Genomic DNA, 13520 nt, shown 5'->3' with positions numbered 1-13520 from the left:
GGTTGCATATACACCATCGCTTATGGATGTAAAAGTGCAACCCCTTCGGGGTAGTTGATGATGCCTTGCACCTCTCCCCAATCTTCTCCTCCTCTAGGTACGCTTCGCCTACCTACGGAGTGGGAAGGCTGGGTTAATAGACCATGGAAGCCCTTCGGGCTTCTGCTATTCCTGCTTGAGGAGCTGAAAACCAAACGTTAAGGACTACCTCACGTGCCACCCGTGGGCGATGCAGGGGTTATGCATTATAAAGGATCTATAAAGGCATAAGAGCACCCGCCAGGGTGCCACTCAGATAGCCCCCGTGTCGGAGGGGCGAAAGCCCCGAACGACCGGCGGGGAAGAGGTGTACACCAACCATACGACCCTTGTGGTCGCACCCCCAATAAGTTGTGCGACCACAAGGGTCGATTGATATTATCATACTATTTCCCCGCCGGTCTTCGGCTCTACGAGCCTTGACCGGGGGCTATCCGAATGGCACCCTAACGGGTGCTTTTTTTGAAACCTCCTCTGTGTATAGATGGTGCAAAAATACCCTTGCGACCCCGGCCGAGGGGTCGGACCCCTCAGCCGGGGTCAAGGGGGTGGTGAATATGCTCTTGCACACAGGTCGTTCGGGGCTAACGCCCCTCCGACCTGTGCCTATTTAAGAGGGACCTCTGCCGAGGTTCTTACGCCATTATCCTCAACAGATTGTATATCATCATTCGCACAATAGTCTTTTCTAATGCGTATCCCCTGTAGGTATTGCGAATGACACTCACAGATTACGATAATTTCAGTATCTTTGCTACAGATTTTCAATACTTTAATACCATGTCAAAGCATAAGGGACTTTTGATTTCAGGGGGTGTGGCATTACTTGCCTTGGGAGGGGTTTGGCTCTATACCAAGTATGGAGATAGAGGTGCCAGCGACAAGGAGATTACCACTACTACGGAGCGGGTAGTACGGCCAGTGGATTCGCTTTCTTCCAGTCTCTCTGTAGACGAAGCGGAGGAGCTGATCGCCGAAGCCAATAATGAGGTGCCAGTCTACGATCTTTACAAAGATTATTATACCAATAATATGATTTTTGAAGATGTCGAAGCACCTTTTAATCAAGGCAGTGAACCGCTATCTCAATTTATAGACCGATTTAGAGAGGATGCCACTTTTCAGCGTGCTAGGACCTCCCTTGGCGAGGGGTCAAGTACTCCAGACTTTGGGAAGCTACAGATTGCGATTGCCCCTCCCGATAGCACTTACTTCTTTGCTGCTTGGCGGGAATTAGCCCCAAATGAAGCTGCCTTTTGCAAAGGGTATCTAGGGTCGGAGATGATTGAGGAGTATCTATTTGGCAGAAAGGATAGCCAATCACCATGGATGCTGATTGATTATTTCCGTGCCGATGACGCTATTTTCTGATCGGGTGGTTGTCCCCGCTATAGGTTGTGCGACCACAAGGGTCGATTGATATTATCGCACTATTTTACCCGCCGGTCGTTCGGGGGCTTCTGCCCCCTCCGACGCGGGGGCTATCTGAATGGCACCCTGTCGGGTGCGTTTATGGAACCTCTTCAATCGGGGGACGCGAGGATTAAAGGCGAGGGTCTTGACCCCACATGAGCTTTTGGCGTAAGGTTTGGTAGAAGGAGTAGTGCTGTGAGTGGAGCACCTTGAGTCGCTTTTCCGACCGACGGATATGCACCGTGGCTCCGATGGTCTCGGGGTGACTTTTGCCATCAATGGCGAGGAGGAAGGCACCGCTACGGCTCTCTATATGGAGCTCTATCTCGACGCTATTGGGGAGCACGATGGGTCGCATATTGAGGGTATGAGGGGCGATGGAGCATATCTGCATCACTGGGCTATGGGGGTGGACGACGGGTCCATTGACACTGAGGGCATAGGCGGTGGAGCCGGTGGGGGTGGAGATAAGTTGACCGTCGCCATCGGTATTGGCAATCAATTCGCCATTGATATAGGTGGCTACTGAAATCATACTGGCGGTATCGCGTTTCATCACCGCCACCTCATTAAGTGTGAGGGCACGGAAGGTCTCCCTTCCCTCTTGGTCCGTGACGAAGCACTCCAGCAGGTCGCGCTCCTCCGCAAGGGCGGTGCCCTCTTCTAGCTCCTTCCAGAAGTGGGGAAAGTCCTCTGGCTGTAGACTTGCTAGAAAGCCGAGATGACCTGAATTGATGCCGATAATGCCTGCCTTGGTGCCGGCGATCAACTTGGCAGTGCGTAGGAAGGTACCATCACCGCCCACACTGATCAGCAGGTCGGTATCCACCACTCCTCTAGGAGTGCAGATAGAGATCCCCCCAAGTGAAAATCCTTCGGAGAGGAGATAGGTATAGAGGCGCTGCTCGATCTGTAGGGAGTGCTCAGGGTGGAGCGCAAGGATCGTCTTGATCAGTTGTCGGAAACTCTCTGGATTGCTCTTTTGATGGACAGAGCCACAAAGTAGGATTTTCATATTGAGGAAGGGGGGGCAATGGATTATAGGGTTCGTAATTTCTGAAAGTCGATGGTGAGCCCTTCCTCAGCTGCCAAAGTAGATGGGAATATAGCTTGAGTTTCCCTGAGCAACTCTTGTACTAGAGCTGGGGAGGCATACCGAGCACTGTAATGCCCAATGAGGAGGTGCCCCACCTCGGCCTGCTGGGCAATGGAAGCGGCATCGGTGGTGGTACTATGGAGGGTTTCGGCTGCCCGCTCGGTCATCTTGGCACCTAAGGTAGCTTCGTGGTAAAGCAGATCCACCCCCTTGATCGTCTCCACAATGGGAGGGAAGTAGGCGGTATCGCTACAGTAGGCAAAGCTATAGGGTGCTCGGGGCGCCTTGGTCACCTTGTGATTGGGTATCACGGTACCATCTTCCCGCTGGAAGTCGGCTCCCTGCTTGAGGAGTCCGAAGTAGGCGATGGGTATTTGGTAGAAGTCGCACATCTCCCTATCAATGTGGCGGGACTTTGGTTTTTCATCAAAACGGTAGCCGATGCAGGGCACCCGATGCTTGAGGGGAAAGGAGGTGACGAGTAGCGAATGATCTTCATAGACCGTTTGCACCTGCCGATGATCGATCTGGTGAGGAATGATTCGCTCGGCATCGTCGCGACAAAAGGTCTCCACGATAAAGCGGACATAAGCCTCAATCCCTTCGGGCCCATAGATATGCACAGGGTGGTCGAGACCACTCAAAGACATACTGCTGAGCAATCCGGGCAAACCTAGACAGTGATCGCCGTGTAGGTGGGTGATGAATATGCGGTGAAGATTGGCCCACGAGCCACCGAAGCGGAGCAACTGCATCTGAGTGCCTTCACCACAATCAATCATATAGACTTTTTCCCGCAGACGCAATAGCTGTGAGCTATGTTGCTGTCCAGGCTTGGGGAGTGCCGAGCCACAGCCCAGCACCTTTAGGTACATTCCATCGCCAAAATTGGCATCATTCATTACTGCTGTTTGCATTATTCAATTGTTGGTCTACCACCCTCTTTAGTTCTAGCACTTTTGCTCTCACCTCCCATAGCTTCTCACGGATCTGAAGGTCGGTATCTACCGCACCTCCACTCTGCAACTGCTCCGCAACTGCCTGCAGTGAGAGCCCTTTATCAATCAATAGGTAGCGTATCCGCTCCACTAGCTTCAGGTCGTCCTGAGTATAGAGACGGGTGCCCGATGATGCCGCCCGCTTAGGTGCCAAGGGAGTGTGTCGCTCCCAATACCTCAGCTGCGTTTCATCTACCTTAAAGAGCCTCGCCACCTCGCCTATGGTATAATAGGGTTTCTCCTGAGGGCTGGCTTGAGGGTTTTCAAACCTCCAGTGGGTGTTATTCTTCCTTTTCTTTGGCATAGAAAAAAAATAAGTAGAGACGTAACAATATCCATTACGTCTCTACTTATTACATCTCAAAAATAAAAGCTAGTCACAGATTAATAGGTACGCTCCAAAATCCAAGCATCTTGGAAGAGTCCCTTATCGGCATACATACTCTTAATGGATTCACGGCTTCTTACAGCGTCGCTCTTATCGTCGAAGCTAGTGACGATCACACGATACATCCCTTGCTCATTCTGTGCTAGGATGGGGTTGTACCCTTGATCAGCCATACGAGCCTTAAGAGAATTGGCATTGGTAACGCTTAGGAAGCTACCAATCACCACGCTGTACCTACGAAGTCCGCTGGCATCCTCTCCTACTGCTGGGGTCACCTTTTCAGGTCGTACATCGGCATTGTCGGTCACCACTGGGATGATCTCATCCTTTGGAGTCTCCTCGGCCTCTTTAGCGATTTCTCTCTGTTGTGCACGCTCCATTACAGCCTTATAGGCACTCTGCTTTGGTTTACAAGAGGTCATGGCACCTGCTGTGAGCAGGGCGATTGCTACGATTGCTACATACTGTACTTTCTTCATCATATTCTATATAAGTCGGTTTGAATGATTCCTTTTCCTATCAAATATAGGAGTTTTTCCCTCATTTCCCACAAAGTTAGACTTTTATTTTGTAATTTAGCCATTCAAATGAGAATATTTCTATTTTTATCATTTTTTATACGATGAGAAAGAACATTTTAACCGCTGTTTCTACAGCTTTACTCATGAGTAGTATGCCAATACTTCACTCCACAGCAGCACCCGTAGGCGACACACAGCCTACTGAATTTACACCCGAGGTGCTGATGCAAATGTGGCGACTATCAACGCCGGTGCTTTCGCCCGATGGCAAGTGCTATGTCTACACACGAACCCTTCCAAATGTAAAGGAGAATAGCAGTACCACTGAGATGGTGCTATCGACTTTGGGCAAAGGGGGAGAGCAAAAGGTGCTTCCGCTCAAGGGGCACTCGCCTATTTTCTTGGATAATGAGACCCTAGCCTATATCTCTACGGAGGGGGCGCACGCACAGGTGGGTATCATCAAGATAGATGGCACTGGGAAGAAGGAGCTTTCGGACTTTGACTTTGATGTCACAGGTTTCCTTTTTGCACCCGACCGCTCTAAGGTGATCATCAGCCGGATGGTGGAAACGCCTAGCATTATGCGGCAAGAGAATCCCGACCTTGATAAGGCAACGGGACGGATCTACGATGACTTAATGTACAAGCATTGGGATCACTGGACCCTTGAGTACCCACAATCGTACATCGCTGAGGTGGGTGAAGGGCTTGCGATCTCGCAAAAGCTCACGAATGTACTTCCTGAGGAGGAGAGCTACGAGCTACCAATAGAGCCTTTTGGTGGGATTGATCAGCTGGCTTGGCACCCTAATTCGAAGGCGATTGCCTATAGCTGCAAGAAGCTGAAGGGGTTGGCGTATGCGCGCTCTACCAATACTGATATTTATCTGCTCGACTTAACGACCGGCACCACCACTAACCTGACTGAGGGAATGATGGGCTACGATAACACACCAAAGTTCTCGTCCGACGGTAAGTATATTGCTTGGACCAGCATGGAGCGGGATGGGTATGAGGCAGACCTCAACCGTCTTTTCATGATGAATCTTGAGACTAAGGAGAAGACCTTTGTGACCCGTGATTATGAGCTTTGGGTAGATCAGTTTGAGTGGCTAGAGGGGGATAAGGGCTTCCGTTTCCTCTCCAATGACCAAGGGCTAGGCAATCTATTTGAGATAGATATTAAGAGTCTCAAGGCAACCAAAATCACTGACTACGACATGGCCGATGTAGTGGGTTTTGCAGGCAATGGGAAGGACTTCCTCTACACCTTGCAATCGATGAAGCACCCCACCGACATCTACGCTTTCCAAGCACCAAAGCGTAGGAGGGCGAAGGCAACGATGGTGAAGCTGAGCACTGAGAATGATGCTCTCCTTGCTACGATCCCAAATATTGAGATTCAGAAGCGGTGGATCACCACTACCGATGGCAAGAAGATGCTCACGTGGGTGGTTCTTCCTCCTCACTTTGATGCTAATAAGAAGTACCCTGCGATCCTTTATTGTCAGGGTGGACCACAGAGCACGGTGAGCCAATTCTGGAGCTATCGCTGGAATCTCCGCACCTTTGCCTCTCACGGCTATATTATGGTGGCACCTAACCGCCGTGGTGTGCCTGGCTTTGGCAAGGAGTGGAATGAGCAGATCTCGGGCGACTGGGGCGGACAGAATATGAAGGACCTACTAGCTGCTATTGATGAGGTGGCAAAGGAGCCTTATGTAGATGCCGACCGCTTAGGATGTACAGGTGCTAGCTATGGTGGTTACACTACTTACTGGATGGCGGGCCACCACGAGGGTCGTTTCAAGGCTTTAGCTGCCCACGCTGGTATATTCAACTTCGATGCTCAGTACCTTGAGACGGAGGAGAAGTTCTTTGCCGATTGGGATATGGGTGGTGCCTACTGGGAAGACAATGCCACTACTCGCCACACCTACGCCAATTCTCCACACCGCTTTGTGGATAAGTGGGATACCCCAATCCTCGTTACTCACGGTGATAGAGACTACCGCATCCTCTCTTCACAAGGATTTATGGCGTTTGATGCTGCTAAGCTGAGAGGCATCCCAGCTCGCATCCTTTACTACCCCGATGAGAGCCACTGGATTCTTCAGCCACAGAATGGTATCCTATTCTACCGTACTTGGTTTGATTGGATGGATCGCTATTTGAAGAAGTAATCGCAACGTATATATAATGTAGGCGGGCTATATGATCACTCATGTAGCCCGCCTTTCTTATTGAGAACTAACAAAACTATAACCAAATCCAGAATGTGGTGAGGATAATCCAAAGTGCTATAATCACTATCTTGGTGCCCGTATTGAGCGACTTGGAACGTAAGATGATGCTAAACGGCCAGATATAAACCAGCGTAATAATCCCTGCTAGTATCATCAAAGCTAAAAGCAACCCAAAAATAGCAAGTAAAATGGACAGCCCTACCACCCACACGGTGGAACTACTGTCACCAATGGGAAGACCAGGGAAAAATGTGCCCTCACCTATAGCCACAATCCCCCAAATCAAAGCTCCCACAATAAATAGGACTAGGAAGAAGGCCACTATCCACCAAAGGATATTATTCCGACGCTTCTCTTTTACTTCCGTCTCTGGCTCCACAGAAGTTTCATCCGTTTGGACGCCTGGTGTTTCACTTGAAATCGTCTGCCAAAGGTTTTGGCTAGTGAGTGGCTTACCCTCCATACGCAGTCGGTCGGTTGCCTCAGTGGCTTCAGGGAGCACCATCCACCCCACAATATAGAGCACCACAAAGATCCAATTGAGTGGTGTAAAGAGGAGTAGAACAGCCACTAGTCTGAGAAGTGCCACATCCACCCCAAGGTGCACAGATAGTCCTGCGATGATACCGCCCAACCACTTATGCTTGGGGTCGCGGTAGAGCTTCTTATTGAGCTTCTCGGCAAAGGTCTCCTCCTTTTTCGCCGAAGCTTCAGAAGTCTCTGGCTGTGAAGACTCTCCCGAAGGTGATTGCACTGATGGCTCTTCTTCTCCTCCTTCCGGAGCCTCTAAATCCTCAATTCGCCCCAGCTGAGAAATCACCTCTTTCGCTAGGTCGAGGGTCACTACTTCGTGCCCCAGTCTCATTTTTTCGGCAAATAACTCCCCTAGCCTCATCTCAAAATCCCCAACGATCTCCCCTTCTGGGTCATCGGCAAGATAATATTCGCGGATCCCCTTGATGTACTGGTCTAGCACATAGTAGGCATCCTCCTCTACATAGAAATTGCGATTGGCTAGATTGACGCTTATTGTCTTTTTCATATTGGTAATGTGTGTGGTGTGTATTACTTCTCTTCTTGATCATTCACAGCCTCTTCATCCTCTTTTTGGATAAAGCGGTCATCATCACGGGTGGAGATAACATACTCCCCTTCGGCAAACTCCAAACCAGTTCGTGAGGTGCCAGTACCCCAAGAGGGTGTCTCGCTATCTAGTAGGTCTACAGAATCTCTCATTGATACCCATAGCTTTCGTAATTCATCTAGGTAGGCCCTACCGGCATCCGTGATGACGTAATACTTACGAGGAGGCCCTTGCGAGCTTTCCACCCACGTGTACTTGATCAGTCCCTCCTTACGGAGCCTAGTGAGTAGAGGGTAGATAGTGCCCTCCACCACGATCAGGTCATTCTCCTTAAGGATATTGATGAGATCTACGCTATAGGCCTCCCGATGACGTAATATCAAGAGAATGGCATACTCCATTACCCCCTTGCGCATCTGCGACTTAGTTTTTTCCAACGACTCTTGCATCTTATACTTCATCTAATAGTGAATACATTTCCTTTTCGCTTGCAAGATACAAAGAATTCGGTAGTTTGCAAAACAAACAACCGAATATATACTCTTCTTTGGTATAAATATGCCTATAAAAAGAATGTTGCAAGGAGTTTTTAATGCTTCAGTCCTACCTCCAAGATAGCTACAAAGTAGGTATTATCAAGGATAGGAGTAAGCAAATAAACACCTTCTACCAATGTGGAATCGTCATAGAGGTAGAGCGGTTTAGAATCAGTCAACCTCCGAATAATAGGATCATCACGCCTCGCGATCACAAAGCGTCCACCCCTATTACCGAGATACCTTTGGGCTAGAGATAGAGCTACAAAGCCCATTGTAGGGCGAATATTCACCTCCAAACAAGGAACAAAATGCAGTGAGCCATCCTCCCAATGATAAAGGGCAGTATCCACCCCGATAATTCCTTCATAATCGTAGAGCTCCATTTCTTGCAAGGATTGGCGTACCCATTCTGCGTAGGCATCAATATCTACTCCCAATGACGCTTCACCTAGATAGCTCCCTATGTACTGTGCTTTGTGGGTGATGGCTCGATGATAACCTAAATATGCTACCGCTCCATTCTTCCGCTGGTATTCAAAGCCCAATTCATAGACAATCTCATAATAGGGCTCAATAAATAGTGACCTCGGAGGGGTCTGAACCCACTTTGTCTGCAACACTTCAGTGATATCCACGTTGCTACTATCCAGCATCTCAATGCCACGACCCGAACTGGTAAAGTCCTCCTTAAGCACCCACCGACCTGGTGATAACGCTAGTGGTGGCACCACCTTACGAGGGGGAGCATCTCGAAAACTCTTTGGCGACGCCTTGTAAACCTTATGCCAAAGCTCCACCCCTCTTTCCCTACTGGCAAAGTAAGCCATAACAGCAGAGCTATACGGCAATTCAATAGATGGAAAAAGCCCACGCAATTCAGGTCCCCACCCCCACGGCTTCAACTCCGCCCCCACAGGCAAATGTGCCGTCAACCGAGAGTGCCGCAACTCCTCTGGCAACCTCCTTGTGACCAAGACCTTATCTTCATCTCCTGCATAGTAGATAGGAAGCGTCTGTAGGTCCTCCCTCAGCCTACGCACCATTTTAGGCGGGGTATAATGCTCTACACCTCTAAGAATAGAGGCTTCGTAACCAGGATTAAAGAAGTGTACTACCATACCATTAAGAGAATGTTTGCACGAAGTGCCATTCTCGCACATTTGCTTCAAATGTGCTGAGACTTTGCACGAAGGATGAGATGCAAGGCCTGAGGATGAGGGCAAGGTGCACGTAGGGCACCAAGGCCCATCCGGACCGAAGGGAACGTACTCACGTACGTGACCGAGGCCGAATTCCGAAAGCAACGCAGCAGATCGCCTTCGTGCAACAGTCTCATTAAAAAGGAGCCACACCGTTAAAAGTATGGCTCCTTCCATCATATAATAAGGCTTAAGCCTCAGTTGTCTCAGTAGATTCAGTTGTCTCAGCAGACTCTTTTGTCTCAGCTGTTTCAGTAGGCTCAGCTGGCTCTTCTGTCTTTGGAGTTTCCTCCTCCTTAGCGGTAGGATTTTTGATCTCCTCAGCTACCTCACGCTTACGCCCCTCCAGCGACTCAATCTTCTCACGAAGAGCATCAATCTTCTTCTGTATCTGCATCACCATAGGATTATCCGGCGAAGCATTGAAAAAACCAATATTATTCTCATACTGGCGTAGCTCCTCCTCGAGTGCAGAGATATTGCCATTGATCATACTCCGCTCATCCTTTAGCTCATTGCTAGATAGCTCGGTAAGATCCTTCTTCATATCCACCTTGCGTGGTCTCCGATCACGGCGATTGTTGTCACGCTGGTTATCGTTTCTCCTACGAGGACCGCGACGGTTATCGTCCATCCCCTTCAGACGTCTTAGAGCACCATAATATCTATTGAGCACCTCGCTCTTTTGATCATCAGGCACAGGGCCTACCGAAGCCCACTCAGCCTCAATCTCAGCTAGTTCGGCAGTCGGATCCTCCAGCTTCTTAGCCTCCAGAGCCTCTATCTTATCAGCGATCTCCAGCTTCCTCTCCAGGTTCTCTTCACGAGAGAAGTGCTTATGATTGACCTTCTTTGCCTCAAAGAAAGTATCACACGCCTTGCGGAACTGCCTCCAAAGCTTCTGAGCCTCCCCTACTCGGGTACCTAGCTTAGAGATCACCGTCCACTCCTTTTGCAGAGCTTTCAGCTTATCGGCAGTTGATTGCCAATCGGTGCTCTCCTTAAGGGCATCGGCTTCAGCGACGATCTCGCGCATACGCTCCAGCTTAGGAGTAATCTCCTCGCTCAGTTCGCGGAGGAACGTCCTACGCTGTAGATAAAACTCATCTACCGCCACACGGAAGCGCATATTCACCTCATTGAGCTTAGCCCGTGGTACACGACCAGCCGACTTCCACTCCTTACGGATCGCCTCCATTTGGTCTTCATACTCTCTCCATCCTCTACGAGTAGTTGGAAGGGTTACTAAGAGATTCTCAAGCTTCTCGATAATCTCCATCTTGTGAGCACAGTTCTGCTCCTCCTTCTCCCTGAGCTCTTTGAAGTAATCATCATGACGCTTATTGATCACTGTGGAGGCATCCTTAAAGTCCTTCCACATAATATCTCTAAACTCTGGCGCCACAGGCCCCGTCTCCTTCCACATATCGTGGAGCGTCTGGAGCTCTCTGAAGGCCTTCACGATATCAGGCTCATCTGCGAGAGCACGTGCTTTAGCGATGAAGCCCTCCTTCTCCACACGATTGTGCTTGAAGTCGTACTCCTGCGCCTCCTTATTGAGTTTATTAATCTCATAGTGCTTCTCCAGCAGAGTAGAGTATTGATTGAGCAGATCAGAGCGTAGATTATCAGGCACATGACCTATATTCTTCCACTCATTACGGATATTCTCAAATTCATTACGCACCTTAAAGAAGTCGTCAGTAGACTCAAGATTGGCCTCAAGACGCTTGATCAGCTCTAGCTTCTTTTCATAATTAAGGCGTCTTTCCGCCTTCTCCTCCTCCTCTTTTTTAGCTTGTAGCTCGTGGAACCTGGTCTTAAGATTGATGAACCTTGTCAATAACTCATCCTTGGAGTCGGTCGATGCTTCAGGGGTTTCTTCGCCAGTCTCTTCCTTTTCATCAAGCTCCTCTTCATCATTGGCGACAGGCTCTTGGTGGTTGATCATTCGCTTCAGACGCTTCATCTCCTGGAGCTCTGGCAGCTGCTCCTTATTGATCATTTCAGACAGATGATCCAATAATTCGGTAACCGAAAATGCCGAAGTATCTACCTTCTCAAGCTCTTCGCTCTCCGTAGGCTGCTCCTTCGTAGCTTCAGCACCATCAGTCTGTGTCACCTCTGCTGGGGTCACATTATTCTTCTCCTCACTAGGCGTCAAAAGAGTATTCTCTTGCTCCATAATCTTAATCCTTTCTAAAAAAGTTCAACCACTAGTTACTCGCTAGTAGATACAAATATGTACTGCACCTCCCCTCACTTATAAAAGTGGCTAAAGATACCAAAAAAGCAGACACCTACATAATTTTGGACCGATTATCACCCCGATAAGTGTAAAATAAACCCACAAACGTACACTATATTGGTTTATTTATATACCTTTGCGCGATAGAAGTAATAGTCATTAAACAATGAATTATTTATCATGAAAAGAATTTCTCTAAAACTAGGCGTATTAGCAAGTGCTATGGCACTGCTTGCTATCGCATGCCAACCCAACCAAAAGGAGTTTAAGCTAACAGCTACTGGACTTCCTGAAGGAATCAATGGGACTTATGCTAAGGTCTATGATATCAACAATGAGGTGATAGACTCTGTACTGATCCAAGATGGTGGCTTTGTCTACACCACTCCAGCTGATGACACTGTAGCAAGGACTATAATGGTAGGGGAGACCCCAATCGCATTTTCATGCGAAGAGGGTGAGTATACCCTGACACAGCAAACCGACGAGGCAGGCAACACGAATTTAGTTCGTGGTGGTAAAGAAACCAGTAGCTTCGTAAAGGTTCAGGCCCTCAATGACGAAGTGGCAGCAGTCAATAAGAAGTACACCGACCTCATTAATGCCAAGATGGCTACAGTACCAGAAGGCGAGGAGCCATCTGAGGAGCTCGTCAACGAGATCAACCAGCTCCAATCAGACTTCTTCAAGGAGTTTAGAGCTATCAGCGAGAAGTACTACACCGATGGTGGCAATACCATTCTAGACTATACAGCATTCTCATACCTTGCTGGTCAGTACGACGATGCTGAGTATGTTGAGCACTTTGATGCTGCAGGAAGCATGATCAAAAACGACAAGGACCTACAAGCTCGCTACAACATGGCTAAGGCTGCCGTTAGCACTAGCGTAGGTGGTCAGTTTGTAGACTACGAGATTGTTAACCCTGCTGGCGAAAGCAAGATGCTAAGCGAGTTCCGTGAGGAGGGTAAGTACTTCCTTCTCGACTTCTTTGCTTCTTGGTGTGGCCCATGCAAGAGGTCAATGCCTACTCTAGCAGAGGTTGAGAAGCAGTACAGCAAGATCCTCTCTTCTGTTAGTATCGCTGTATGGGAAAGAGATAATGATGGCGCTGCCTACGCAGAGGTGGTAAAGACCCACAAGATCACTTGGGCAACTATGCAGGATGCTCAAAGCAAGGGCGTAGAGCTCTATGGTGTAAGTGGCGTACCTACCTTTATCCTCTTCTCACCAGAGGGCGAGGTACTCCTCCGTGGTCACGACATTGACGAGGTTAAGGCTAAGCTAGAAGAGCTTTCTAAGTAAGCAGATAACAACCGATCATATAAGGGTGCAGACTACCTAGGTAGCCTGCACCCTTTTTTATATCCGAAAGGTGACCCAGCGGATGAGCCCGACAGGTCTCAATTCCTTCTTAAAACTGAGTAGAAATACGTAGAATAAAGCCATTTTATACTCTACTGGAAATCACCACGTTATAAAAGCAAAAGTTTAGTTGCAACTAAGCAATCGGTTAGTTGCAACTAAGCAAATGACGAGTTGCAACTAACCGATTGCTTAGTTGCATCTCGGCAAACGCTAATAAACAAGGACCTCTTCCGAGGAGTCCAAAAGCCACAAAAAAAAGCTGAAAAGGCACTGAAAAAGATAATGAAAACAATCACTCAACCAGGGGGTTACGCATTAGAAAGGCTTATCGTATGATCTTTAGCGAGTTGTCTACGAGAAAGGACCTCGGCAGAGGTC

General features: G+C 48.7%; 11 protein-coding genes. 3 read left to right on the top strand and 8 right to left on the bottom strand.

What is annotated here, in order from left to right; genetic code table 11:
* The first annotated feature begins 819 nt into the window (after positions 1–819).
* On the top strand, positions 820–1410 hold the full coding sequence (locus HMPREF3027_RS06585) for a hypothetical protein (RefSeq protein WP_070707724.1): 591 nt from the start codon (positions 820–822) through the stop codon (positions 1408–1410).
* A 172-nt stretch (positions 1411–1582) separates the two neighbouring features.
* On the opposite strand, the gene HMPREF3027_RS06580 is transcribed toward HMPREF3027_RS06585, so the two are convergent.
* The 4 genes from HMPREF3027_RS06580 to HMPREF3027_RS06565 all read right to left on the bottom strand — a co-directional run bounded on the left by HMPREF3027_RS06580 (position 1583) and on the right by HMPREF3027_RS06565 (position 4413).
* Positions 1583–2467 carry an NAD(+)/NADH kinase gene (locus HMPREF3027_RS06580; protein ID WP_070707723.1) on the bottom strand — a complete coding sequence of 295 codons (885 nt, stop codon included), beginning with the start codon at positions 2465–2467 and terminating at the stop codon, positions 1583–1585.
* 23 nt (positions 2468–2490) lie between these two features.
* The gene (locus HMPREF3027_RS06575) at positions 2491–3465 is read right to left on the bottom strand and encodes a ribonuclease Z (protein WP_246830554.1); all 975 of its coding nucleotides are present in this window, start codon (positions 3463–3465) and stop codon (positions 2491–2493) included.
* The gene (locus tag HMPREF3027_RS06570; RefSeq protein WP_018027614.1) at positions 3443–3850 is read right to left on the bottom strand and encodes a MerR family transcriptional regulator; all 408 of its coding nucleotides are present in this window, start codon (positions 3848–3850) and stop codon (positions 3443–3445) included. Before HMPREF3027_RS06570 ends, HMPREF3027_RS06575 begins: the two co-directional genes overlap by 23 nt.
* 80 nt (positions 3851–3930) lie before the next feature.
* Positions 3931–4413, bottom strand: coding sequence for an SPOR domain-containing protein (locus HMPREF3027_RS06565; RefSeq protein ID WP_040575695.1), 483 nt, complete (start codon positions 4411–4413; stop codon positions 3931–3933).
* 143 nt (positions 4414–4556) lie between these two features.
* On the opposite strand from HMPREF3027_RS06565, the gene HMPREF3027_RS06560 reads away from it, so the two are divergent.
* Positions 4557–6641: a dipeptidyl-peptidase Dpp5 gene (locus HMPREF3027_RS06560; protein WP_070707721.1), complete on the top strand. Its 2085-nt coding sequence runs from the start codon at positions 4557–4559 to the stop codon at positions 6639–6641.
* A 76-nt stretch (positions 6642–6717) separates the two neighbouring features.
* Here the strand turns inward: HMPREF3027_RS06560 and HMPREF3027_RS06555 are convergent, their stop codons facing one another.
* From HMPREF3027_RS06555 to HMPREF3027_RS06540, 4 genes are all read right to left on the bottom strand, one after another.
* Positions 6718–7746, bottom strand: coding sequence for a PspC domain-containing protein (locus HMPREF3027_RS06555; protein WP_070707720.1), 1029 nt, complete (start codon positions 7744–7746; stop codon positions 6718–6720).
* Positions 7747–7769: 23 nt separating this feature from the next.
* Positions 7770–8249, bottom strand: a complete 480-nt coding sequence (locus tag HMPREF3027_RS06550) for a PadR family transcriptional regulator (protein ID WP_070707719.1) — start codon at positions 8247–8249, stop codon at positions 7770–7772.
* A gap of 128 nt (positions 8250–8377) precedes the next feature.
* On the bottom strand, positions 8378–9445 hold the full coding sequence (locus tag HMPREF3027_RS06545; RefSeq protein ID WP_141756243.1) for a hypothetical protein: 1068 nt from the start codon (positions 9443–9445) through the stop codon (positions 8378–8380).
* Positions 9446–9716: 271 nt separating this feature from the next.
* The gene (locus HMPREF3027_RS06540; protein WP_070707717.1) at positions 9717–11711 is read right to left on the bottom strand and encodes a DUF349 domain-containing protein; all 1995 of its coding nucleotides are present in this window, start codon (positions 11709–11711) and stop codon (positions 9717–9719) included.
* 243 nt (positions 11712–11954) lie between these two features.
* Here HMPREF3027_RS06540 and HMPREF3027_RS06535 point away from each other — a divergent pair, with 243 nt between their 5' ends.
* Positions 11955–13079, top strand: coding sequence for a TlpA family protein disulfide reductase (locus HMPREF3027_RS06535; protein ID WP_070707716.1), 1125 nt, complete (start codon positions 11955–11957; stop codon positions 13077–13079).
* The last annotated feature ends 441 nt before the right edge of the window (positions 13080–13520 follow it).

This window comes from Porphyromonas sp. HMSC077F02 (assembly GCF_001815465.1).
Taxonomy (GTDB): domain Bacteria; phylum Bacteroidota; class Bacteroidia; order Bacteroidales; family Porphyromonadaceae; genus Porphyromonas_A; species Porphyromonas_A somerae.
This window is presented reverse-complemented; position numbering and strand designations above follow the sequence as displayed.

What these genes read in the sequence shown, in the direction of transcription:
- HMPREF3027_RS06585 (WP_070707724.1), top strand. Translation starts at nt 820, where the DNA reads ATGTCAAAGCATAAGGGACTTTTGATTTCAGGGGGTGTGGCATTACTT.
- HMPREF3027_RS06580 (WP_070707723.1), bottom strand. Translation starts at nt 2,467, where the DNA reads ATGAAAATCCTACTTTGTGGCTCTGTCCATCAAAAGAGCAATCCAGAG.
- HMPREF3027_RS06575 (WP_246830554.1), bottom strand. Translation starts at nt 3,465, where the DNA reads ATGCAAACAGCAGTAATGAATGATGCCAATTTTGGCGATGGAATGTAC.
- HMPREF3027_RS06570 (WP_018027614.1), bottom strand. Translation starts at nt 3,850, where the DNA reads ATGCCAAAGAAAAGGAAGAATAACACCCACTGGAGGTTTGAAAACCCT.
- HMPREF3027_RS06565 (WP_040575695.1), bottom strand. Translation starts at nt 4,413, where the DNA reads ATGAAGAAAGTACAGTATGTAGCAATCGTAGCAATCGCCCTGCTCACA.
- HMPREF3027_RS06560 (WP_070707721.1), top strand. Translation starts at nt 4,557, where the DNA reads ATGAGAAAGAACATTTTAACCGCTGTTTCTACAGCTTTACTCATGAGT.
- HMPREF3027_RS06555 (WP_070707720.1), bottom strand. Translation starts at nt 7,746, where the DNA reads ATGAAAAAGACAATAAGCGTCAATCTAGCCAATCGCAATTTCTATGTA.
- HMPREF3027_RS06550 (WP_070707719.1), bottom strand. Translation starts at nt 8,249, where the DNA reads ATGAAGTATAAGATGCAAGAGTCGTTGGAAAAAACTAAGTCGCAGATG.
- HMPREF3027_RS06545 (WP_141756243.1), bottom strand. Translation starts at nt 9,445, where the DNA reads ATGGTAGTACACTTCTTTAATCCTGGTTACGAAGCCTCTATTCTTAGA.
- HMPREF3027_RS06540 (WP_070707717.1), bottom strand. Translation starts at nt 11,711, where the DNA reads ATGGAGCAAGAGAATACTCTTTTGACGCCTAGTGAGGAGAAGAATAAT.
- HMPREF3027_RS06535 (WP_070707716.1), top strand. Translation starts at nt 11,955, where the DNA reads ATGAAAAGAATTTCTCTAAAACTAGGCGTATTAGCAAGTGCTATGGCA.